Raw genomic sequence first — 21,767 nt, 5'->3', positions numbered from 1 at the left:
GGCCGTTTGTCGACTCGGGCTGACAGATTCCGTTCAACCGCCCGTGGACCACACATCGCGTTTCGACGTCGGCTTTGCGATGGCCAACCTCGCCGCCCCTGATACGGTGCCGCTCCCAGCCTCCCCGCTGAAAGACAACGCCATGAGCCCTGCCGCCGACGACCGCCTGCGCGACGAGGTCCGCCTGCTGGGCGGCCTGCTGGGCGAGGTGATCCGCGACGAGGGCGGGCAGGGGCTGTACGACCGGATCGAGGCGGTGCGGCAGGCCTCGGTGGCCTACCATCGCGATTCCGCCTCGCAGGACGCCTCGCGGCTGGAGGCCCTGCTGGCCGAGCTGTCGCTCGACGACGCCGTCGGCCTGGCCCACGGCTTCGCGGTCTTCTCGCTGCTCGCCAATGTCGCCGAGGACCGCGCGGGCAAGCGCCGGGCCCGGGAGCAGACCTCGGCCGGGGCCCGGCCCGACACGCCCGAGGGCGCGCTCGAACGGCTGAAGGCCGCCGGCCGGTCGCCCGCCGACGCCCGTGGCCTGCTCTCCGGCGCCCTGATCTCGCCGGTCCTGACCGCCCACCCTTCGGAGGTGCGCCGCAAGAGCGTCATCGACCGCATCGCGGCCGTGTCCGACCTGCTGGACGCCTGCGACCAGAACCAGACGGCCTGCGCGCCCGGGGTGCTGACGGCCGGCCTGCGCCGCCAGACCGTCATCCTTTGGACCACCCGGCTGGTGCGGCAGGCCGGACTGGTGGTGCAGGACGAGATCGACACCGTCGTCTCCTTCCTCGAACGCGTCTTCCTGCGCGTCGCGCCGGCCCAGCTGGCGGACTGGCGCGGACGGCTGGACGCGCCGGATCTCGAGCCCTTCATCCGCATCGGCACCTGGGTCGGCGGCGACCGCGACGGCAATCCCAATGTCGACGGCGCGGTGCTGACCGCCGCCTTCCGCACCCAGGCCCGCGCCGTGCTGCGCTTCTATCTGGACGAGGTGAACGCCCTCGGCGCCGAGCTCAGCCTGTCCGGCTCGATGAGCGCCGTCTCGCCCGAACTGGCGACCCTGGCCGGGGCGTCCGGCGACCGCTCGCCGCACCGGGCCGACGAGCCCTACCGCCGCGCCCTGAGCGAGATCTACGCCCGGCTGGCCGCGACCCATCCCGTCCTGACCGGCCAGCCCGCGCCGCGCGCCGCCTCGTTCGCGGCCGAACCCTATGCCGGGCCCGAGGCCTTCCGCGCCGACCTGGCGGTCCTGCGCGACAGCCTGGTCGCCAACCACGGCGCCGTCTTCGCCGACGACCGGCTGGCCCGGCTGGTCACGGCCGTGGACGTGTTCGGCTTCCACATGGCGACGCTGGACCTGCGCCAGAACGCGGACGTGCACGAACGGGTCGTCGCCGATCTGCTGAAGGTGGCCGGGGTCTGCGACGACTACGCCGCGCAGCCGGAGGAGGCCCGGCTGGCCATCCTCGCCGGGGAGCTGGCCTCGGGCCGTCCGCTGTTCAGCCCCTGGGGCGCCTATGCCGACGAAACGCTGAAGGAGCGGGCCATACTCCAGGCCGCGGCCGAGGCGCTGCGCCTGTTCGGCCCCCACGCCATCCGCACCCATGTGGTCTCCAAGACCGACGCGGCCTCGGACCTGCTGGAGGTCTATCTGCTGCTCAAGGAGGTCGGCCTCTATCGTCCCGCCGACCCGGCCGCCTGTCCGATCCAGGCCGCGCCCCTGTTCGAGACCATCGACGACCTGCGCGCCTCGAAGCCGACGCTGGAGCGGCTGCTGCGCGAGCCGTCGGCCCTCGCCGTGGCCCGCGCCCGCGGCGTCCAGGAGGTGATGATCGGCTATTCGGATTCCAACAAGGACGGCTCCTACCTGACCTCGACCTGGGAGCTGCACGAGGCCTCGCGGGCCCTGCTCGAGGTCACGGACGCGGCGGGATTGCGGCTCCAGCTGTTTCACGGCCGGGGCGGGGCGGTCGGGCGCGGCGGCGGCTCCAGCTTTTCCGCCGTCCTCGGCCAGCCCCAGGGCACGGTCGCCGGCCGCATCCGCGTCACCGAACAGGGCGAGGTCATCGCCAACAAATACGGCGAGCCCGAGGTGGCGCGGCGCAATCTCGACGCCCTGACCTGCGGCGTCCTGCTGGCCTCGCTGGCCCCGCCGCCGGACGCCGAGCTGACCCGGCGCCACGGCGCGACCATGGGGCGGCTGTCGCGGGCCTCGATGGCCGCCTACCGGGCCCTGGTCTATGAGACCGAGGGCTTCGTCGACTATTTCCGGGCCGCGACCCCGATCGTCGAGATCGCCGACCTTAAGATCGGCTCCCGCCCGGCGTCGCGCCGCGCCTCGACCGCCATCGAGGATCTGCGCGCCATTCCCTGGGTGTTCAGCTGGAGCCAGAGCCGGGTCATGCTGCCCGGCTGGTACGGCTTCGGTTCGGCGATCGCGGGCGAGGACATGGACGAACTGCGGGTCATGGCCCGCGAGTGGCCCTTCTTCCGCACCCTGATCCAGAACATGGAGATGGTCATGGCCAAGGCGGACATGACCATCGCCCGCCGCTACGCCGCCTTGGTTCCCGACCGGGCCCTGGCCGACCGGGTCTTCGCCGCCATCCTCGCCGAATGGGACCGGACCCGGGCTGCCGTTCTGGCGATCACCGGCCAGGACGCCCTGCTGGGCGGCCAGCCCGAGCTGGACCGGCTGATCCGGCTGCGCATGCCCTATGTCGAGCCGCTCAACCACGTGCAGATCGAGCTGATCCGCCGCCGCCGCGCCGGCGACGACGACCCGCGCGTCCGCGAAGGCATTCTGCTGGCCCTCAACGGCGTCGCGGCCGGCCTGCGCAACAGCGGCTGAGGCAAGGAAAAGGCCGGCGGATCGCTCCGCCGGCCCCGTCCGTTTCGCAACCGCGCTCCACGCGGCGCCCTCAAGCAGCCCGAAGGGCGTCAGGGTCCTTAAGAAACCGGGAAGCCCCGCACCTTCAGCAGGGCCGTCACGTCCGGGTCGCGGCCGCGGAAGCGGCGATAGGCCTCGGCGCGGTCGGTGGTGTTGCCCTCGGCCAGGATGATGGCCTTGTAGCGGGCCGCGATGTCCGCATTGAAGACGTCGCCCGACTCCTCGAAATAGGCCCAGGTGTCGGCGTCCATGACCTCGGACCAGAGGTAGCTGTAATAGCCGGCCGAATAGGCGTCCGAGGTGAACAGGTGATTGAACTGCGGCAGGCGGTGCCGCATCACGATCTCCCTGGGCATGCCGTAGCGTTCCAGGCTCTCGCGCTCGAAGGCGTCGATGTCGGTCGGCGGCGTGGTCTGCGTATGCAGGTCCATGTCGACCAGGGCCGAGGACAGATAGCTGACCGTCGCATAGCCCTGGTTGAAGGTCTGGGCCGCCTGGACCTTGTCCACCAGCGCCTGGGGCATGGGTTCGCCGGTCTGGTAGTGCTTCATGAAGCCGTCGAGGATCGGCCGGCTCAGCACCCAGTGCTCATGCACCTGCGACGGATACTCCACGTAGTCGCGCGGCGTGCCGCCCAGGGCCGGATAGGTCACCTTTGACGAATAGGCGTGCAGGGTGTGGCCGAACTCGTGGAACAGGGTCTCGGCGTCGTCCAGCGAGATCAGGATCGGCTCCGACCCTTCGGCCTTGACGAAATTGTTGTTGTTCGAGCCGAGGGTGTTCTTGTCCCCGTCATAGGTCGAATGCGACCGGTAGGTCGTCATCCACGCCCCCGACCGCTTGCCGGCGCGGGCGTAGTCGTCGGCGTAGTACAGGCCGATCGGCCGGCCCGCGTCCTTGACCTCATAGACGGTGACGTCCGGATGGAAGACCGGCACGGCGCCCGCGGGCAGTTTGTCGAAGGTGAAGCCGTACAGGCGGCGCGCCATCTCGAACGAGCCGGCGCGGACGTTGTTGAGCTCGAAATACGGCTTCAGCTCGTTCTGGTCGAGGTCGTACTTCTGCTTCCGCACCTTCTCGGCGTAATACAGATAGTCCCACGGTTCGATGTCGTGGCCGGCGATCGCGCGCATGTCGGCGACCTCCTCGGCCACCCGCGTCCTGGCCGGGGCCCAGACCCGCATCATCAGGTCCATGGCCGCGCGCGGGGTCTTCGCCATCGTGTCCTGCATCCGCCATTCGGCGTGGTTGCCGAAGCCCAGCAGACGGGCGCGGTCCTGACGCAGCTTCACGATCTCGGCGATGATCGCATTGGTGTCGTTGCCGTCGCCGTTGTCGCCGCGGTTGACGAATTTCTTCCAGACCACTTCGCGCAGGCCGCGGTCGTCGGCGAAGCTGAGGAACGGATCGACGCTGGAGCGGGTGTTGACGATGGCCCAGCCCTGGACGTTGCGGCTGCGCGCCGCGGCGGCGGCGGCGGCCTTGTTCGAGGCGGGCAGGCCGGCGACGCCGGCCTCGGTCGGGATGACGGTCCAGGTGTTCTCGTCGGCCACCACCTTCTGGCTGAAGGCGGTGAAGGCGTTGGCCAGGGCGGTGTTGATCCGGCCCAGCTCGGCCTTGCCCCCGGCGTTCAGGGCGGCGCCGTTGCGCACGAAGGCGTCGCGGCTGCGTTCGGCGATCCGCGTCTGTTCGGCGGTCAGGCCGGCGGCGGCGGCGCCGTCGGCGACAGCCTTGATGCGGGCGAACAGTTTCTCGTTGAAGGTGATCTCGTCGCCGGCGGCCGACAGCAGGGGCGACACCTCGGTGTCGACGGCGTTGTAGTCGTCCGACCCGATGTTCGACGTCATGACGCCATAGATGGAGCCGGCCCGGTCCAGAGGCTCGCCCGCCATCTGCAGGGCGACCAGGGTGTTGGCGAAGGTCGGCGGCTCGGGATTGTTCGCGATCGCCTCGATCTCGGCGCGCTGCAGGTCGATGCCTTCCAGCAGGGCGGCCTTCAGCTTGGGCGCGGTCACCCTGTCCCAGGGCGGCACGCCGCCGAACGGGCCGGTCCACGGCTGCAGCAGTTCGGCGCGCGGCGTCTGCGCCGGCAGGACGGCGCGGGCGACGGCGGCGTCGGCGGCGAGGGTCGCGGTCGGGTTTCCTCCGCCCATGGGCATTCCGTTCGAGGCGCAGGCCGAAAGGGCGAACAGGCTGCCCCCGGCGACGAGAAGGTGACGTCTGTGCATGAGAAACTCCGTGCGTGCGTTCGTTGCATCGACCCTAGGCGCTCGGGCCGCTGACTGTCACATGAACGGGCCGTAATCTTCGCCGGTGGACGGCGGCGGGCGGCGAGTCTAAAGCCCGCGCCATGGCGATTGGCGTATTCGACTCCGGCGTGGGCGGCCTCACGGTCCACCGCGAACTGACGCGGCGGTTTCCCGAGCGGGATTTCGTCTATCTGGCCGACCAGGCCAACGCCCCCTATGGCGGTCGCGGCGGCGAAGAGATCGTCGACCTGACCCGCGCCGGCTGCGAGCGGCTGTTCGAGGCCGGGGCCAACGTCATCGTCCTGGCCTGCAACACCGCCTCGGCCATCGCCCTTCGCCGCCTGCAGCAGACCTGGGTGCCCGAGGCGCGCGCCCGCCACGGGCGGCCCATCAACGTTCTCGGCATCATCGTCCCGACCATCGAGGCCGCGACCGGCCTGCCCTGGACCTACGAGGCCGAACGGCGCGGCGACAAGGTCGAGGCCATCGACATCACCGGCGTCTTCTGCACCGCCGCCACGGCCATGAGCCGGGTTTACGAGATCGAGATCGACAAGCGGCGCGAGGACCTGGCCGTCTTCTCCGAGCCCTGCCCCGGCCTGGCCGGCCTGATCGAACTGGGCGCCCCGGCCGAGGAGCTGAAGATCGTGGTCGAGGACCACGTCGACGCCCTGCGCCGTCGCATCGGCCGCCATCCCGACCAGGCCATCCTCGGCTGCACCCACTACGAGATCGTCGCCGACCTGTTCGCCGCGGCCCTGCCGCCCGGCACGCCGTTGATCCACCAGCCCACCGCCGTGGCCGACGCCCTGGCGCGCTATTTCGAACGGCATCCGGAATATGATCTGGGCGGCTCGGGGCGCCGGGACTTCCTGACCAGCGGCAAGCCGGGACCGCAATCGGACCTGGTCGGCCAGTTCTGGGGCGCGCCCCTGACCTTCACGCCGGCCTGACTTGACGAGGCGCGCCTTTGGTCGCCCGATGGCGGCGGGAGGATATCCGATGTTCAAGACCCTGATCGCCGCCGCGGCCCTGGTGCTGGTCGGCTCGCCGGCCGCGGCCGAAGTGGTGTCGCGCAACGCCGACGGCTTCACCCTGCGCTACGCCGTCGGCGTCGGGATCGCGCCCGACGACATTCCGGTCGCGCTGACAGATCTTCCGAAGTGGTGGGACTCCGCGCACACCTACAGCGGCTCGGCGGCCAATCTGAGCCTCGACCTCGCGCCGGGCGGCTGCTGGTGCGAGAAACTGGCGGACGGGACCGACTTCGATCACGGACGAACCGTCTCGGTCGCGGCGGACCGCATCGTTTTCGAGGCCCCCTTCGGACCCCTGCGCGGCAAGGCGACCCGCGCCGAACTCTCGGTGACCTGGCCGGCGGCGAACCGGGGCTGGACCCCGACCTGGACCTTCGTCGTCGAAGGGCCGGGGATCGGGGCCATGGCCGACGGCGTCGACGCGGTCATGGACGCCGGCTACCAACGCTGGCTCCATTATCTGGAGTACGGCGAGGCCCCGCCGGGCTAGCCCGCCAGGGCCGCTTCCGAGGCGACGATCCGGCTGGCGGCGTGGACCACGGCGGCGATGCGCAGGGCGGCCTGGATCCGGGTCGCCGGGACGCCGTGTTTGCGCAGCTCGCCCTCGTGGGCGTCCAGACAGGCGCCGCAGCCGTTGATCGCGGATACCGCCGTCGACCATAATTCAAAATCAAGCTTGTCGACGCCCGGATTGGCGATGACGTTCATCCGCAGGCGGGCGGGGATGGTCGTGTATTCCTGGTTCTTCATCAGGTGCAGCGACCGGTAGTAGATGTTGTTCATGCCCATGATGGCGGCCGCCGATTTGGCCGCGTTCAGGGCCTCGGGCGACAGGACCGTCGCAGCCTGGGCCTCGATCGCCCTGACCACCGGCGCGACGCCGATGGCATGGGCCGAGGCGAGGAAGGTCCCCCATTTCTGCTGGTCGTTCAGCACCGTCTCGGATGCGAGCGAGCCGAGGTTCAGGGAGATGTCCCTGGCGTAGGCCGGGATGAGGTCGCGCAGGGCGTCGATCGACATTTGTGGGGTTCCCTTCGGGAAGCGGCTATCGCACGCGACGCGGTCGCGCGCTGCTTGAGCCGCATGAAGTCGTGGGAAACGGGCGCGGCCGCGCTCAAGTCGCGAGGCGGAGCCTGTCCTCCGGCCGATCGGAGATCGGACCGGGGGGCGAGCCGGGCATGGCGCCCAAAAAAAGGGCGAGCGCGGAAGGCGGCGATACAAACGCCGCCGCCTCCCGCCACTCAGGACGCCGCCTTACGCAGCGAGCGTCTCGCCGCCCACCGGGCGGTTGCAGGCGCACAGCTCGTCGGTCTGCAACGCGTCCACCACGCGAAGCGTGTCGGCGGGGGCGCGGCCCACGTTCAGGTTGGTGACATAGACGTGCTGCACGACATTGTGCGGGTCGACCACGAAGGTGGCGCGCAGGGCGACGCCCTCGGCCTCGTCCAGGACGCCCAGGTCGCGGGCGAATTTGCCGCCGTTATCGGCGAACTGCCAGATCGGCAGCTTCGACAGGTCGGCGTGGTCGCGGCGCCAGGCCAGTTTGACGAATTCGTTGTCGGTCGAGCCGCCCAGGACCACGGTGTCGCGGTCCTCGAAGTCGCGCGCCAGCGAGGCGAACTCGGCGATCTCGGTCGGGCAGACGAAGGTGAAATCCTTCGGGTAGAAGAAGATGACCTTCCACTTGCCCTCGAAACTGTCCTGGGTGACGACCTCGAAGGCCGAGACGCCGTTTTCCTCGTGGCTGTTGAAGCCCGGCTTGACGCCGATGATCTTGAAGTCCGGCAGTTTTTGACCGACGCCCAGCATCGCTGTTCTCCTGAAGTCTCTGAAAAGGGAATGTCCGGAGCGCCGGGGGAGCGGCGCCGCAGCCGCGAAATGGCCTGTGCGCTGCACAAAGTCAATGATTGGAAACCGGAATGTTCGATAGATAATATCTATGGAGTACATAGGCGGCGCGGACCCTGACGAAACCCGTCGGCGTCTTTACGGCCCCATTCCCCGGGCGCAGGTTCGGGGTCCAACCGGAGACATCGACATGCGCCGACTGACGTTTCTTCTGCTGGCGGCCACGGCCGCGCCGGCGGCCGGCCTGCCGGCCGCCGCCCTTGCCCAGACCCCGCCCGCGACCATCGGCGAACGCTACGTGCCCGCGCCCTGGTGGATGCGCGAGCCGGTGATCGCCTCGATCGGCCATGTCCGCACCGAGGTGGCCGCGAATCGCGCGGGCTTCGGCGCCAGTTTCCAGTCCGTGGACCGCACCGCGGCCGACGCCTCGCGCAAGGCGGCGGATCAGGTCCGCGCCCTCAGCCAGGCCCTGGCGGCCTATGGCGTCGACAAGGTCCGGGTCGAGACGACCGTGAGCACCCGCCCGCTCTATGACCAGTACCGCGACGAGAACGGGGTCCTGCGCGACAATGTCCGCTCCGACCGGATCGAACGCTACCAGGCCGATGCCGCCGTCACCGTCACCATTCGCGACATCGCCGTGCTGGAGCGGGTCTATGCGACGGTCGTGGCCTCCCAGCCGACCTCGATCGCCCCGGTCCACTTCAGTCTCGAGCCGGACAATGCGGTGAAGACCTGGCTCCAGACCGAGGCGGTGCGGGACGCCGCGCGCCGCGCCCGTCTGGCGACCGCGGCGGCCGGGGCGGACCTCGGCGCGGTGCGGGTGATCGATCCGACCGGCCGGGCCTGCGAGACGGACGTGCTCGCCGGCTGGCCGGTCTACGGCGCCGGCGGCCTCGCCACGGACGTGGATTCGGGCATGATGGACCGGGCGAATTTCGCTCCGGCTCCGCCCCCGCCTCCGCCGCCGCCTCCCCCTCCGCCTCCGGGAGGCGGAGGTCCGTCCGAAGCCCAGATCGAGGCCGCCCGGCTGGCGCTCCAGCCGCCGCTGCGCGAGCTGAGCGACCGGGCCTGCGTGGTCTACGCGCTGGACTGACGCTTGACCCCCCGGCGTGGTCGCGCCACGCAGGGCCATGACCACGCCGTTCAAAGCCGATCCGGCCTTCGACCCCGGATCCGTCGTCGTCTGCGACTGGCCCCTGTGCCAGGTCCGGCTGCAGGACGATTCCCGGTTCCCCTGGCTGATCCTGATCCCCCGGCGCGCGGGACTGCATGAGCTCGAGGACCTGACGCCGCCGGAGCGGTCCCGGCTGATGGACGAGGTCGTGCGCGCCGGCGATATCGTCCGTTCGCTGGGTCAGGCGGCGGGCCGCCCCGTCCAGAAGCTGAACGTCGCCGCCCTGGGCAATGTCACCGCCCAGCTGCATCTGCATGTGGTGGGACGTCGCCACGACGACGGCCTGTGGCCCGATCCGGTGTGGGGCCGGGGATCGGCGGCTCCCTACGGCGCCAACGGCCTGCAGGTCGCGCTTTCGCGCATCCGGCTCAGCCCGGGCGGCTGAGGGCCACCGGGCGGGTCCGGCCGTCGGCCGTCAACGCGCCGCGCCAGCCCGACGTCGTCCGCTCCAGCGTCAGCTCGCCCAGGCCGTCGAGCGTCAGGATCGTCCCGTCCGATGTCGCCCCGCCCGAGCCTGGCCCGCCGCGCCAGCCGCCCTCCACCGGTCCCGTGCCGGGATCGCTCAGGACCAGGTCGCAGACGGTCCGCCCCGCCGCATCGACCATCCGCCAGCGCCCGTCCAGCGGCCCCGCGGCCTGGTCCGCCCGTATCTCGGCCGAGGCCACGCCCTGGTCATAGGCGGTTTCGGCGTCGCCGGGCGTGAACTCGTAGGAGCGGTCATAGGCCTCGACCGGGACCGGGGCCTCCAGCGGACGGCGGTGCAGGTCGTCGGCGGCGTCGCCCTGGGCGACCTCGCGGCCGAAGTCGGACGGAGGCTCGAACGGACGGATCGCCGGCGCCTGGTAGGGCGTCTGCGTGGACGGATGCGGCGCGGCCTGCTGCACGAGCAGGCCCGCGAAGGCGACTGCGATGAACCCCGACATGGTTCGAGGCTGCCGCGCGTCCGGGCGGGCGCCTAGTGCAGACAGGCCACACGCGAAATCGTGATGGTCCGGAACCGGCCGATAACGCGCGCGCGAGCCCTCCCCTCGAGCCTGGCCGCGTTGACCCCCGGGGCGGCGCTGACTAAAGCGTGACCACCGGTTTCGAGCGGCTGAATTCGCTCAGGTTTCTGAGAACCATTCGCAATATGTCGACCTCCCCCTCGCCGGGCGACGCCTCCAACGACCCGACGGACGATCAGACCGGCCGGTTCGTGGTCCAGCCCAACGGCCGCGTCCGTCCCCTGTCGCCCCATCTCCAGATCTGGCGCTGGCACGTGACCATGTTCGCCTCGATCCTGAACCGGTTCACGGGCGGCGCCCTGTCGGTCGGGGCGGTCCTGATCGCCCTGTGGCTGCTGGCCCTGGCCTTCGGGCCGGACGCCTATGCGACCTTCGCCGGCTGGATGGGCTCGCCGCTCGGCCTGCTGGTCTGGTTCGGCCTGACCCTCGCCCTGTGCCTGCATCTGACGGGCGGCCTCCGTCATCTGATCTGGGACGCCGGCGCCGGCCTGTCGCCGAAATCGGCCGACGCCCTGTCCTGGGCCTCGATCATCGGGGGCGCGGCCATCGCCGTCGCCTTCTGGGTCTTCCTCCTCGCCTCCGGGAGGGTCGCGCTGTGAGCCGCGAAGCGAAAGCCTTCGTCAAGGGCGTCAAGGTGTCCGAACGCCATGGCGCCGGGGAATGGACCGCCGAGCGGTTGTCGTCCCTGATCCTCGTTCCCCTGACCCTGTGGGGCCTGTGGAGCGGCTCCGTCCTCGCCGGCGGCGGCTACGACGGCGCCCTGGCCTGGTTCCGCTCGCCGGTGAACGCCGTCCTGCTGGCCGTGACCCTGCTGGTCAGCGTCTGGCACATGCAGATGGGGCTGAAGGTCATCGTCGACGACTACATTCACAAGCCCGGCTCGCGCACGGCGCTGCTGGGCGGGATCGGCCTGCTCTGCCTCGTGATCGCGGCGGCGGGCGTCTTCTTCATCGTGCGGCTGGCGCTGGGCTCGGCGCCCCTGCCCGCCGGTTTCGGGATCTGACGGCTGATGGCTGCTTATGAATTCGTCGATCACGCCTGTGACGTCGTCGTCGTCGGCGCGGGCGGCTCGGGCCTTCGCGCCGCCCTCGGCGCCGCCCAGCAGGGGCTGAAGGTCGCCTGCGTCACCAAGGTCTTCCCGACCCGCTCCCACACCGTCGCGGCCCAGGGCGGCATCTCCGCCTCGCTCGGCAACATGGGCGAGGATTCGTGGCAGTGGCACATGTACGACACCGTCAAGGGGTCGGACTGGCTCGGCGACCAGGACGCCATCGAATACCTCGTCCGCAACGCGCCCAAGGCCGTCTACGAGCTCGAGCACTGGGGCGTGCCCTTCTCGCGCACCGAGGAAGGCAAGATCTACCAGCGCGCCTTCGGCGGCATGACGCGCAATTTCGGCGAGGGTCCGGTGCAGCGCACCTGCGCCGCCGCCGACCGCACCGGCCACGCCATCCTGCACACCCTGTACGGCCAGTCGGTGCGCCGCGAGGTCGAGTTCTTCGTCGAATATTTCGCCCTCGACCTGATCATGCAGGACGGCGCCTGCACGGGCGTCACGGCGCTGAAGCTGGACGACGGCACGATGCACCGCTTCCGCGCCAAGCTCGTCATCCTGGCCACCGGCGGCTACGGCCGCGCCTATTTCTCGGCCACCAGCGCCCACACCTGCACCGGCGACGGCAACGCCATGGTCCTGCGCGCCGGCCTGCCGCTGCAGGACATGGAGTTCGTCCAGTTCCATCCGACCGGCATCTACGGCGCCGGCTGCCTGATCACCGAGGGCGCGCGCGGCGAGGGCGGCTATCTGACCAACTCCGAGGGCGAGCGCTTCATGGAGCGCTATGCGCCGACCGTGAAGGACCTCGCCCCGCGCGACATGGTCAGCCGCTCCATGACCATCGAAATCCGTGAAGGCCGCGGCGTGGGCCCGAACAAGGACCACATCCACCTGCACCTCGACCACCTCGACCCCGCCGTGCTGCACGAACGCCTGCCCGGCATTTCGGAATCGGCCAGGATCTTCGCCGGCGTCGACGTCACCAAACAGCCGATCCCGGTCCTGCCGACGGTCCACTACAATATGGGCGGCATCCCCACGAACTATCACGGCGAGGTCCTGACCAAGGTCGGCGACAACGCCGACAGCGTCGTGCCCGGCCTGATGGCGGTGGGCGAGGCCGCCTGCGTCTCGGTGCACGGCGCCAACCGTCTCGGCTCCAACTCCCTGACCGACCTGGTCGTGTTCGGCCGCGCCGCCGGCCTGCGCTGCGGCGAGGTGGTGGACAAGGCCTCGAAGGTGCCCGACGTCCCGGCCTCGGCCACCGACGGCCACCTGGCCCGCCTCGACCGCTTCCGCCATGCGGACGGCTCGACCCCGACGTCCCGGCTGCGCATCCAGATGCAGCGCGCCATGCAGTCCGACGCCGCCGTCTTCCGCACCGGCAAGACGCTGGAGGAGGGGGTCGCCAAGCTGCGCGCCATCCACGCCGCCGGCGCCGACATCAGGACCACCGACCGCGGCCTGATCTGGAACACCGACCTGGTCGAGACCCTCGAATACGACAACCTGATCGACCAGGCCCTGGTCACCATCGAGGGCGCCCTGAACCGCACCGAGAGCCGCGGCGCCCACGCCCGCGAGGACTATCCGGACCGCAACGACGCCGAGTGGATGAAACACACCCTCGCCTGGAAGGTCCCCGGCGACGCGGTGAAGATCGACTACCGCCCGGTCCATAATTACACGATGTCCGACGACATCGCCTACATCGAACCCAAGGCGCGGGTGTACTGATGGTCCAGCTGACCCTCCCCAGGGGCTCGAAGCCCACGACCGGCAAGGTCCACAAGGCCCCGCCCGGCGCGAAGAACGTCAAGACCTACAAGGTCTACCGCTACGACCCCGAGGTCGACGCCGACCCGCGCTGGGATGTGTTCGAGATCTCGGCCGACGATCACGGCCCGATGCTGCTGGACGCCCTGATCCACATCAAGAACGAGATCGACCCGACCCTGACTTTCCGGCGCTCGTGCCGCGAGGGCATCTGCGGCTCCTGCTCGATGAATATCGACGGGCGCAACACCCTGGCCTGCACCAGGGGCTGGGACGAGTGCTCCTCCTCGACCATCTCCATCGCCCCCCTGCCGCACCAGCCGGTGGTCAAGGACCTGGTCACGGACCTGACCCTGTTCTACGCCCAGTACGACTCGATCCAGCCGTACCTCCAGTCCGACGAGTCGGACCCGGAGACCGAGCGTATCCAGCTGCCCGAGGACCGGGCGAAACTGGACGGCCTGTACGAATGCATCCTGTGCGCCTGTTGCTCGACCTCCTGCCCCAGCTATTGGTGGAACCAGACCGAATACCTCGGCCCCGCCGCCCTGCTGCAGTCCTACCGCTGGATCGCCGACAGCCGCGACGACGCCACGGACAAGCGGCTCGACGACCTCGAGGACCCGTTCAAGCTCTACCGCTGCCACACCATCATGAACTGCGCCCAGGTCTGCCCCAAGGGCCTGAACCCGGCCGAGGCGATCGCGAAAACCAAGAAGCTGATGGTGTCTCCGTCGCGGAAGAAGACCGAGGCCGCCTGAGTTGGCGAAGATCACCTACATCGAGCACGACGGCCGCGAGCATGTGGTCGAGGTCAGGAACGGCCTCACCGTCATGGAGGGGGCGATCCGCAACAACGTCCCGGGCATCGACGCCGACTGCGGCGGGGCCTGCGCCTGCGCCACCTGCCACGTCTATGTCGACGAGGCCTTCGCCGCCGAGACCGGCCGGGCCTCGGCCATGGAGGAGTCGATGCTGGACTTCGCCGAGAACGTCCAGCCGAACAGCCGCCTGTCCTGCCAGATCCGGGTCACGGACGATCTCGACGGCCTGATCGTCCGCCTGCCTGAAGACCAGCACTGAGCCCGGCCATGGGCCGGCCGAACCCCGCCCTCGTCGAGCTTGTCGGCCAGATGATCGCCGACGGTCCGGAAAACCGCCCCCCGTTGATCGCTGTCGTCGGGGCGCAAGGGTCCGGCAAGACCACCCTGGCCCGCGCCGCCGCCGACCGCTTCGGGGCCGTGCAGATCTCGCTCGACGACCTCTACCGGACCCGCGCCGAACGCGAGGCCATGGCGCGGGAGGTCCATCCGCTGTTCGTGACGCGCGGGCCGCCGGGAACCCATGATCTCGCCCTGGGTCAACGATTGATCGGCGACCTGTCCGCGGCCGGGCCCGACGACGAAACCCGGATTCCGGCGTTCGACAAGCGCGGCGACGACCGGCGGCCGGTCTCTGAGTGGCGCGTCTTCCGGGGCCGGCCGGCGGCGATCCTGATCGACGCCTGGTGTCTGGGCGCCCGACCCGGGGATGCCGCGGACCTGGCCGAACCGGTCAACACCCTGGAGCGTGAGCGGGACCCGGACGGCGTCTGGCGGCGCGCCGTCGACGGCTTCGTCGCCGGGGCCTACGCCGACTTCGTCGCGGGCCTCGACGCCGTCCTGTTCCTTCAGGCTCCCGGCTTCGACGTCGTGCTGGACTGGCGCTGCCAGCAGGAGGCCGACCTGCTGGGCGTCGCGCCCGACGCCCTGCCGCCGCCCGAGCGCGCCCGCATCGCCGGCTTCATCCAGTATTTCGAGCGGATCACCCGGCGCATGCTGGCCGGCGGCGTCCAGGCCGATGTGACAGTGAAACTGGATCGAAACCGACAACCGGTATCCATCGCGCGATGAACAGGCCGGACGACCGCCGACTGGAACCCCGTTCGCCCGCCGGCGCGCGCGGCGTGGTGCTGGCGCACGGGCTGGAGCTGCCCTGCCTGATCGTCGATCAGTCCGCGGGCGGGCTGCGCCTGCGGCTCGAGCGCAATCTCGCCCTGTCGGGTCCGGTCGTGGTCATCGACCTGGCCGGGGCGGCGGCGATCGAGGCCGACGTGGTCTGGCGCAAGGGCCAGGAGGCGGGGCTGAAACAGCGCGCCCGCTCGTCCCTGCGCGGTCTGGTCCCGTCCCGCCTCGCCCCCGCCCGCGCCGCCTTCCTCAGGGCCGGCGGGCGTTAGAGGGCGGTGATCGCCCTCACCGCCACATAGACGGCGACGACCAGGATCAGCGCCGCGAACAGACGCCGGCCGAGCACCGCGTCGGCGCCCAGCCGCCGGGCGATCGGCAGGCCGGCCAGGGTTCCCGCCGTCCCGCCCGCGGCCATGGCCGCCACGATGGGCCAGTCGATCAGGCCCGACAGGGCGTAGTTGGCCGCCGTCGTCGCTCCGAAGGCCGCCACGCTGACCAGGGACGAGGCCTGGGCCAGGGCCAGGGTCATGCCGGCCGCCCCCATCAGGCCGGGTACGATCAGGAAGCCGCCGCCGATGCCGAAGAAGCCGGCCGCGGCGCCGACTCCCGCGCCGGAGGCGGCGACGCGCGGGGCCATGCCCCGGGTCAGCCGCACATTCTCCGCCCCGACGGGGGCTTTCGGCCTCAGCATGGCCAGGGCGACCAGTCCCATGGCGAGGGCGAAGAAGATCAGCAGGGCGTGGCCGTCGATCGCCTTGGCCAGGGACGATCCGGCGAAGGCGCCGGCCGAGCCGGTCGCGGCGAACAGCAGGGCGCAGGGCCAGCGCACCCGTCCCGCCCGCGCCCGACCGGCGAGGGCGGTCAGGGCGTTGAGGGCGACGCCGGCGGCCGAGGCGCCGATGGCCACATGGGGATCCTTCACCCCGACCACATACAGCAGCAACGGCACGGCCAGCACCGAGCCGCCGCCGCCGAACACCGTCAGCAGCAGGGCGACCACACCGCCGCTGAGGACGGCCAGAAGCAGCTGGATGACGGCGGGGTCCATGCCTTACGCCGTCCGTGACGAGGGGTTGCCGGAGACCGTGGGCAGGCCCTGGGCCTTCCAGGCGTTCAGACCGCCCTCGAGCACGAAGGCCTCGCCCGGGATGCAGGCGGCCAGGCGGACGCAGTTCATGCCGGTGCGGGCGCCGGAGCGGCACATATAGATGACGTCGCGGCCCGGCTGGACGTCCAGGTCGGCCGCCTCGAAGATGGACAGGGGTTTGATGATGCTGCCGGCGATCCGTTCCTGGGCGACTTCGCCGGGCTCGCGAATGTCGACCAGAACGGCCTTGCCGGCCGTGATGCGGGCCGCGACTTCGGCGGCGGAGAGGGGGGTGAGCGCGGCCATGGTCAGTTTCCCTGGGCTGGGGGGCAATAGATGTCGGCGAGGGCGGCGATGAGCTTCAGGACCGCCGGCTCGGCGATGCGGTAGAGGATGGACACGCCCTCGCGCCTGCCCTCGACCAGGCCTTCCTCGCGCAGCACCGCGAGGTGTTGCGACAGGGCCGACTGGGACAGGCCCACCAGCGGCAACAGCTCGCCCACGGCGCATTCGCCGTCGCCGAGCCGGCACAGGATCATCAGCCGCTTCTCGTTCGAGAGCGCCTTCAGAAGCCGCGCCGCCTCACCGGCCTTGCCTTGAAACTGGTCGAGGGACAGGGTGGAAAGCGTGTTCATGAGGCGGAATATATAAGGGATTGCTAATTTAGCAAGTCCTAATATATTGGGGCCAATCAAGGAGGTTCCCATGGCCGTCGCCCCGCCGCCCGTCCCGATCGTCGAAGGGTTCTTCGACGCGGCGACCCACACCATCACCTATCTGGTCGCCGACCCCGCGACCGGGGCCGCGGCCGTCATCGATCCGGTCCTCGACTTCGACGCCGCCAGCGGCCGCACCTCGACCGCCTCCCTCGAGCGGCTCCTGGCCCGGATCTCCGAACGCGGCCTGAGGCTGGAGCGCGTGCTCGAGACCCACGCCCACGCCGATCATCTGACCGGCGCCGACGAGATCCGCCGGCGCACGGGCGCGCCGATCGGCATCGGCAGCCGCATCACCGAGGTGCAGAAGGTCTTCGGCGCCCTGTTCGAGGCCCATGACGTCACCGCCGACGGCGTGGTGTTCGACAGCCTCTACGCCGACGGCGAGCGCTTCGCCCTGGGCAGGCTTCCGGTCGAGGTGATGCACACGCCGGGCCACACCCCGGCCTGCGTCAGCTATGTCGTCGGCGACGCCGTCTTCATCGGCGACACCCTGTTCATGCCCGACTACGGCACGGCGCGATGCGACTTTCCCGGCGGCGACGCCCGGACCCTGTACCGCTCCATCCGGCGCATCCTGGCCCTGCCGCCCGGAACCCGCGTCTTCGTCGGCCACGACTATCTGCCCGAGGGCCGGTCGGACTACCGGTGGGAGACCACCGTGGCGGCCCAGGCGGCGGACAACATCCACATAGGCAGCGCCCGGTCCGAGGACGAATTCGTGGCCCTGCGCGAGGCTCGCGACGCGACCCTGGCGGTTCCGGCGCTGATCCTGCCCTCGCTGCAGATCAACATCCGCGCCGGCGCCCTGCCGCCGCCCGAGGCCTCGGGCAAGCGGTTCCTCAAACTGCCGCTGAACGCGATCTAGCTCAGACCCCGTCCGGCATCGTTCCGGCGGTGATGGCGATGCGGCCGATCAGACCCTTGACGATCAGGTCCAGGGCCGAGCCCTCGCGATAGTCCGCGGCGGCGACGAAATTGACCCGGTCCTCCGAGATCAGGCCATAGATCTTCTGCTGGTCCCGCTCGGAGTTGCGCGGGTCGTAGACCGCGATCGAATAGCCGCCCTTGGTGTGCATCATCTTCATGGTCGGCACGTCGGTGTCCCCGTCGCCGAGGAAGATCATCCGCTCGAACGGCACCGGCCGGTCGTCATCGGCCATGAAGCGGTTGATCTTCTCGTGCTCCCAGTGATTGAGCACGCCCTTGTTGATGCGGAACAGATACTGGGTCTTGGTCGTGTAGTTGACGCCCACCGCCGGCCAGATCGCGACGCCGTTCTCGTCGTAGACGAATTTCGACGCGAAGACGTGCCGGAACTCGGGCCGGATCGGGCAGCCGTCGATCATCTCCTCGAGGCCCGCCGAGATGATGTAGTGCTCGATCTCCAGGCCGTATCTGACGCCGACGGCGTTGATGCGGTCGAACCATCCGGGGCCGGTCAGGTCGGACTTCAGCCCGTCGAACAGCTTCACCTCCTCGCCGTGCTCGGCCAGCAGCTTGCGGGTGATCGGGTGCTCGTTCTCGCGCGCCCGCGCCAGCATCAGCTGCATGTACATCAGGATGTTGTCGCCGTCGGCCTCGCGGGTCAGCCGGTCGGCCTCGCCCCAGAAGTCGCCGACCCCCATGCCCACCGAGGGGATGAAGGTGACCTCCTGCATATTGCCCCGCGCCAGGGTGCCGTCGAAATCGTAGATCAGCGCGGTCTTGAGGGGGGCGGCCATGACGGCTCCGGGGCGGAGGGACGGAACCCAGTGGCTAGTGACTGGCGCGGGACGTGTCAAAGGCGCCGGAGCCGGCTACGTCTCCGCGAACCGTCAGGCCGCCGCGAAGCTGCGCGACAGCTTGCGCGCCAGGTCCGCCTGCACGAACGGCTTGTGCACGATCTGGTGATCCCCGACGCCGGTCAGGGCCTCGGCGTCGGCATAGCCCGTCGCGAACAGGATCGGCACCCGCGGACGCCGGGCCCGCAACTCCCGCGCCAGATCGGCGCCGTTCATCCCCGGCATGGCGAAGTCGAGCACCACCGCCCTGATCTCGTCGTGGCGCTCGATCAGGTCCAGCGCGGCCCCGCCGCTGCCGGCCTCCACCACATCGTACCCCAGGTCGGTCAGCAGGCCGGCGGTGACCTCGCGCACGGCGTCGTCGTCGTCGACGACCAGCACGACCAGATGGTCCTCATGGGCCGGGGGCGCGGCCTCGGCGTCCGCGCCCTGGACCGTCGGCGGGGCGCTGGCCCTGGGCAGGAACACCTTGATGGTGGTCCCCTGCCCGAGTCCGGTCTCGATGGCGACGCCCCCGCCCGACTGCTTCGCCAGCCCGTACACCTGGCTCAGCCCCAGGCCCGATCCCTTGCCCACCTCCTTGGTGGTGAAGAAGGGCTCGAAGGCGCGCGCCCGCACCGCCTCGGCCATGCCCGATCCGGTGTCGCTGACCGAAACCATCACATACGCGCCCGCGGGCGGCGCCTCGGCGGTCTCCGGCTGACCCAGCACGACATTGGCGGTGCCGATGGTCAGCGACCCGCCCACCTCCATGGCGTCGCGGGCGTTGATCGCCAGGTTGAGGATGACCAGCTCGATCTGGGTCGGGTCGATCATCGCCGGCCACAGGTCGTCGGCCAGCCGGGGCGGGGCGATGCGGACGCTGCCGCCGATCGTGCTGTGCAGCAGGTCCCTCATGCTCAGAACCGTGTCGTTCAGGTCGACCGCTCGCGGCTCCAGCTTCTGCCGTCGCGAGAAGGCCAGCATCTGGGCGGTGAGCCGGGCGCCCCGCTGCGAGGCCTCGCTCATCATCGCCAGCCGCCGGATCAGCACGGGATCCTCGGCCTGTTTTCGCATCTGTTCGACATTGCCGAGGATGACGGTCAGCAGATTGTTGAAGTCGTGCGCCACCCCGCTGGTCAGCTGTCCGACCGCCTCCAGCCGCTGCGCCTGGCGCAGGGCGGATTCCATCTTCTCCCGCTCGCCGATCTGCGAGGCCAGTTGCCGGTTCGCGGCCTCCAGCTCGGCGGTGCGCTCGGCCACCCGGCGCTCCAGCGTCGCCTCCGCGCGGCGGATCTCCTCGATCCGCTCCCGGGCCTCGTACTGCCGGTTGCGCCCCCGCAGGGCCGTCTGCATGGCGCTGACCAGGGTGGTGGGATGAAACGGGCGCTCCAGAAAGCTGACATTGCCCAGGGTGACCGACAGCCGCCGGGCCGCCGGATTGCGCTCCACGCTGCCGCCCCGCCGGGTCAGGACCACGAAGGGAAAGTCCGACCACGACGGCTGCGCCTCGATCCACGCCGCCAGCCCCGTCAGGTCGCGGTCGCGCAGCGCCTCCTCGACCACCACGGCCAGGCCGGCGCCCTCCTCCAGCCGCTCGCGCAGGACCTCGAGGCTGTCGCAGACCAGCGCCGTCGCCCCCGCCTCCTTCAGGATGGCGGCGGCCACGGCGGCGTCGCGGCCCGTCGGCGCCAGCACCAGGGCGCGCTGCGAAAGGTCGCCCCCGCGGCTCATGCCGAGGCTTCGCCCATCAGCCCCGAGCCCTGTCCGACGAAGTTCGGCACCCCGCGCAGCACGCCCTGGAAGCCGTGCAGCGGCTCGCCCATCGACAGTCCGGCCTCGCCGATCTCGAACTCGCGGATGGTCTTCTCATGGCCGCCGGCGCGTTTCTTGATCACCGAGACGGCCCGCCGCACATGGCCCAGCGCCTCGAAATAGCGCAGCAGGATCACCGTGTCGGCCAGATAGGTCACGTCCACCGGCGCCTTCATGTCCCCGACCAGGCCGTGCTGGGCCACGGTCAGGAAGGTCGAGGCGCCCTGGCGGTTCAGATACTGCAGCAGCTCGTGGATGTGCAGCACCAGGAACTGCTCCTGCGGCATCGCCGCCTGGTAGCCGTTCAGGCTGTCGATCACCACGGTCCTGATCTGCTGCTCCGAGACGCAGTTTCGCACCCGCGCGGCGAACTCGCCCGGCGACAGCTCGGCCGCATCCACCTGTTCGATGATCAGGTCGCCGTCCGCCTTCATGCCTTCCAGGTCGATGCCCAGGCCGCGCATGCGGTCGAACAGCAGCCCCAGCTCCTCGTCGAAGATGAACAGCGCCGCCTTCTCGCCCCGCTTCACCGCCGCCACCGCGAAATTCATCGCGAACAGCGACTTGCCCGTGCCCGCCGGGCCCAGGATCAGGGCGCTGGAGCCGCGCTCCACCCCGCCGCCCAGCAGATCGTCCAGCCCCGCCACCCCGCTCGACACCCGGCTGCGGTCGAAGGCCGTACGGTGCTCCGAGGCGACGATGCGCGGATAGACCTCCAGCCCGCCGGTCTTGATGGTGAAGTCGTGATAGCCGCCGCGGAACCGCCGCCCGCGGTATTTGATCACCCGCACCCGCCGCCGCTCGGCCCCGTATTCCGGGGCCAGCTCCTGCAGCTGGATCACCCCGTGCGCCACGCTGTGCACGGTCTTGTCGTTGATGTCGGTGGTCAGGTCGTCGAGCAGCAGCACGGTCGCCCCGCGCCGCGCGAAATAGTGCTTCAGCGCCAGCACCTGGCGCCGGTAGCGCAGCGAGCCCTGGGCCAGCAGCCGGATCTCCGACAGGCTGTCGACCACCACCCGCTTCGGCTGGACCCGCTCCACCGCCTCGAAGATCATCCGCGTGGTCTCGCCCAGCTCCAGGTCCGAGGAATACAGCAGGCTCTGCTGCTGCTGTTCGTCCAGCAGGCTCTCGGGCGGCACCAGTTCGAAGATGTCGATCCCCGCCAGCGACCATTCGTGCGACCGCGCCGTGCCGCGCAGCTCCTCCTCGGTCTCCGACAGGGTGATGTACAGGCAGCGCTCGCCCCGCGCCGCGCCCTCGATCAGGAAGCTCATCGCCGCCGTGGTCTTGCCGGTGCCCGGATTGCCCTCCAGCAGATAGATCCGGTCCCGCTCCAGCCCGCCGGCGAGAATGTCGTCCAGCCCGGAAATCCCGAACCGCGCCTGATTGTCCGTCGTCCCGCCGTCCGCCATGA

23 protein-coding genes are annotated in these 21,767 nt (G+C 70.3%); 13 read left to right on the top strand and 10 right to left on the bottom strand.

What is annotated here, in order from left to right; translation table 11 throughout:
* Nucleotides 1-142: 142 nt before the first annotated feature.
* Nucleotides 143-2,839 (top strand): phosphoenolpyruvate carboxylase, encoded by a 2,697-nt coding sequence (gene ppc, locus Q8Q71_RS11470; RefSeq protein WP_305759725.1) that lies wholly within the window; start codon nucleotides 143-145, stop codon nucleotides 2,837-2,839.
* Between the two features lie 98 nt (nucleotides 2,840-2,937).
* Here the strand turns inward: ppc and Q8Q71_RS11465 are convergent, their stop codons facing one another.
* A complete protein-coding gene (locus tag Q8Q71_RS11465; RefSeq protein ID WP_305759724.1) occupies nucleotides 2,938-5,106 on the bottom strand; it encodes a M3 family metallopeptidase in 2,169 nt (722 codons plus the stop codon).
* Nucleotides 5,107-5,228: 122 nt separating this feature from the next.
* Between Q8Q71_RS11465 and Q8Q71_RS11460 the strand changes: the two genes are divergently transcribed.
* Nucleotides 5,229-6,080, top strand: a complete 852-nt coding sequence (locus tag Q8Q71_RS11460; protein ID WP_305759723.1) for a glutamate racemase — start codon at nucleotides 5,229-5,231, stop codon at nucleotides 6,078-6,080.
* Between the two features lie 49 nt (nucleotides 6,081-6,129).
* Nucleotides 6,130-6,654 carry a hypothetical protein gene (locus Q8Q71_RS11455; protein WP_305759722.1) on the top strand — a complete coding sequence of 175 codons (525 nt, stop codon included), beginning with the start codon at nucleotides 6,130-6,132 and terminating at the stop codon, nucleotides 6,652-6,654.
* Here the strand turns inward: Q8Q71_RS11455 and Q8Q71_RS11450 are convergent.
* Together Q8Q71_RS11450 and Q8Q71_RS11445 are read right to left on the bottom strand one after the other, a co-directional pair.
* Nucleotides 6,651-7,184 (bottom strand): carboxymuconolactone decarboxylase family protein, encoded by a 534-nt coding sequence (locus Q8Q71_RS11450; protein WP_305759721.1) that lies wholly within the window; start codon nucleotides 7,182-7,184, stop codon nucleotides 6,651-6,653. The genes Q8Q71_RS11455 and Q8Q71_RS11450 overlap by 4 nt on opposite strands.
* 234 nt (nucleotides 7,185-7,418) lie before the next feature.
* Complete coding sequence (locus Q8Q71_RS11445) at nucleotides 7,419-7,973, bottom strand: peroxiredoxin (protein ID WP_305759720.1); 555 nt, start codon at nucleotides 7,971-7,973, stop codon at nucleotides 7,419-7,421.
* Between the two features lie 229 nt (nucleotides 7,974-8,202).
* Between Q8Q71_RS11445 and Q8Q71_RS11440 the strand changes: the two genes are divergently transcribed.
* Nucleotides 8,203-9,108: an SIMPL domain-containing protein gene (locus tag Q8Q71_RS11440; RefSeq protein WP_305759719.1), complete on the top strand. Its 906-nt coding sequence runs from the start codon at nucleotides 8,203-8,205 to the stop codon at nucleotides 9,106-9,108.
* A gap of 37 nt (nucleotides 9,109-9,145) precedes the next feature.
* On the top strand, nucleotides 9,146-9,574 hold the full coding sequence (locus Q8Q71_RS11435) for an HIT domain-containing protein (RefSeq protein WP_305759718.1): 429 nt from the start codon (nucleotides 9,146-9,148) through the stop codon (nucleotides 9,572-9,574).
* Here Q8Q71_RS11435 and Q8Q71_RS11430 read toward each other — a convergent pair.
* On the bottom strand, nucleotides 9,558-10,112 hold the full coding sequence (locus Q8Q71_RS11430) for a hypothetical protein (RefSeq protein ID WP_305759717.1): 555 nt from the start codon (nucleotides 10,110-10,112) through the stop codon (nucleotides 9,558-9,560). The two genes, Q8Q71_RS11435 and Q8Q71_RS11430, sit on opposite strands and share 17 nt — an antisense overlap.
* Before the next feature lie 149 nt (nucleotides 10,113-10,261).
* Here Q8Q71_RS11430 and sdhC point away from each other — a divergent pair, with 149 nt between their 5' ends.
* Genes sdhC through Q8Q71_RS11395 form a run of 7 tightly spaced genes read left to right on the top strand, consistent with a single transcriptional unit; the run spans nucleotide 10,262 to nucleotide 15,241 of the window.
* A complete protein-coding gene (sdhC, locus tag Q8Q71_RS11425) occupies nucleotides 10,262-10,792 on the top strand; it encodes a succinate dehydrogenase, cytochrome b556 subunit (protein ID WP_305759716.1) in 531 nt (176 codons plus the stop codon).
* Nucleotides 10,789-11,196: a succinate dehydrogenase, hydrophobic membrane anchor protein gene (gene sdhD / locus Q8Q71_RS11420; RefSeq protein ID WP_305759715.1), complete on the top strand. Its 408-nt coding sequence runs from the start codon at nucleotides 10,789-10,791 to the stop codon at nucleotides 11,194-11,196. Before sdhC ends, sdhD begins: the two co-directional genes overlap by 4 nt.
* A gap of 6 nt (nucleotides 11,197-11,202) precedes the next feature.
* Complete coding sequence (sdhA, locus tag Q8Q71_RS11415) at nucleotides 11,203-12,987, top strand: succinate dehydrogenase flavoprotein subunit (RefSeq protein WP_305759714.1); 1,785 nt, start codon at nucleotides 11,203-11,205, stop codon at nucleotides 12,985-12,987.
* Nucleotides 12,987-13,787 carry a succinate dehydrogenase iron-sulfur subunit gene (locus Q8Q71_RS11410; protein ID WP_305759713.1) on the top strand — a complete coding sequence of 267 codons (801 nt, stop codon included), beginning with the start codon at nucleotides 12,987-12,989 and terminating at the stop codon, nucleotides 13,785-13,787. Before sdhA ends, Q8Q71_RS11410 begins: the two co-directional genes overlap by 1 nt.
* A gap of 1 nt (nucleotide 13,788) precedes the next feature.
* A complete protein-coding gene (locus Q8Q71_RS11405) occupies nucleotides 13,789-14,109 on the top strand; it encodes a 2Fe-2S iron-sulfur cluster-binding protein (protein WP_305759712.1) in 321 nt (106 codons plus the stop codon).
* Between the two features lie 8 nt (nucleotides 14,110-14,117).
* Entirely contained in the window at nucleotides 14,118-14,918 is an 801-nt protein-coding gene (locus Q8Q71_RS11400) for an AAA family ATPase (protein WP_305759711.1), read from the top strand.
* Nucleotides 14,915-15,241: a PilZ domain-containing protein gene (locus Q8Q71_RS11395; RefSeq protein WP_305759710.1), complete on the top strand. Its 327-nt coding sequence runs from the start codon at nucleotides 14,915-14,917 to the stop codon at nucleotides 15,239-15,241. Before Q8Q71_RS11400 ends, Q8Q71_RS11395 begins: the two co-directional genes overlap by 4 nt.
* Here the strand turns inward: Q8Q71_RS11395 and Q8Q71_RS11390 are convergent.
* The 3 genes from Q8Q71_RS11390 to Q8Q71_RS11380 are packed head-to-tail and all read right to left on the bottom strand — an operon-like array spanning nucleotide 15,238 to nucleotide 16,694.
* Entirely contained in the window at nucleotides 15,238-16,020 is a 783-nt protein-coding gene (locus tag Q8Q71_RS11390) for a sulfite exporter TauE/SafE family protein (RefSeq protein ID WP_305759709.1), read from the bottom strand. The genes Q8Q71_RS11395 and Q8Q71_RS11390 overlap by 4 nt on opposite strands.
* Nucleotides 16,021-16,023: 3 nt before the next feature.
* Nucleotides 16,024-16,365, bottom strand: coding sequence for a rhodanese-like domain-containing protein (locus Q8Q71_RS11385; RefSeq protein ID WP_305759708.1), 342 nt, complete (start codon nucleotides 16,363-16,365; stop codon nucleotides 16,024-16,026).
* Between the two features lie 2 nt (nucleotides 16,366-16,367).
* The gene (locus Q8Q71_RS11380) at nucleotides 16,368-16,694 is read right to left on the bottom strand and encodes a helix-turn-helix transcriptional regulator (RefSeq protein WP_305759707.1); all 327 of its coding nucleotides are present in this window, start codon (nucleotides 16,692-16,694) and stop codon (nucleotides 16,368-16,370) included.
* A 70-nt stretch (nucleotides 16,695-16,764) separates the two neighbouring features.
* On the opposite strand from Q8Q71_RS11380, the gene Q8Q71_RS11375 reads away from it, so the two are divergent.
* On the top strand, nucleotides 16,765-17,643 hold the full coding sequence (locus Q8Q71_RS11375) for an MBL fold metallo-hydrolase (RefSeq protein ID WP_305759706.1): 879 nt from the start codon (nucleotides 16,765-16,767) through the stop codon (nucleotides 17,641-17,643).
* Nucleotide 17,644: 1 nt separating this feature from the next.
* On the opposite strand, the gene Q8Q71_RS11370 is transcribed toward Q8Q71_RS11375, so the two are convergent.
* The 3 genes from Q8Q71_RS11370 to Q8Q71_RS11360 all read right to left on the bottom strand — a co-directional run bounded on the left by Q8Q71_RS11370 (nucleotide 17,645) and on the right by Q8Q71_RS11360 (nucleotide 21,765).
* Complete coding sequence (locus Q8Q71_RS11370) at nucleotides 17,645-18,499, bottom strand: HAD family hydrolase (RefSeq protein ID WP_305759705.1); 855 nt, start codon at nucleotides 18,497-18,499, stop codon at nucleotides 17,645-17,647.
* Nucleotides 18,500-18,592: 93 nt separating this feature from the next.
* Entirely contained in the window at nucleotides 18,593-20,272 is a 1,680-nt protein-coding gene (locus tag Q8Q71_RS11365) for a response regulator (protein WP_305759704.1), read from the bottom strand.
* Nucleotides 20,269-21,765 (bottom strand): ATPase domain-containing protein, encoded by a 1,497-nt coding sequence (locus Q8Q71_RS11360; RefSeq protein ID WP_305759703.1) that lies wholly within the window; start codon nucleotides 21,763-21,765, stop codon nucleotides 20,269-20,271. Before Q8Q71_RS11360 ends, Q8Q71_RS11365 begins: the two co-directional genes overlap by 4 nt.
* Between the last annotated feature and the right edge of the window lie 2 nt (nucleotides 21,766-21,767).

It is taken from the genome of Brevundimonas sp. (assembly GCF_030704825.1).
In the GTDB taxonomy this organism is placed as follows: domain Bacteria; phylum Pseudomonadota; class Alphaproteobacteria; order Caulobacterales; family Caulobacteraceae; genus Brevundimonas.
This window is presented reverse-complemented; position numbering and strand designations above follow the sequence as displayed.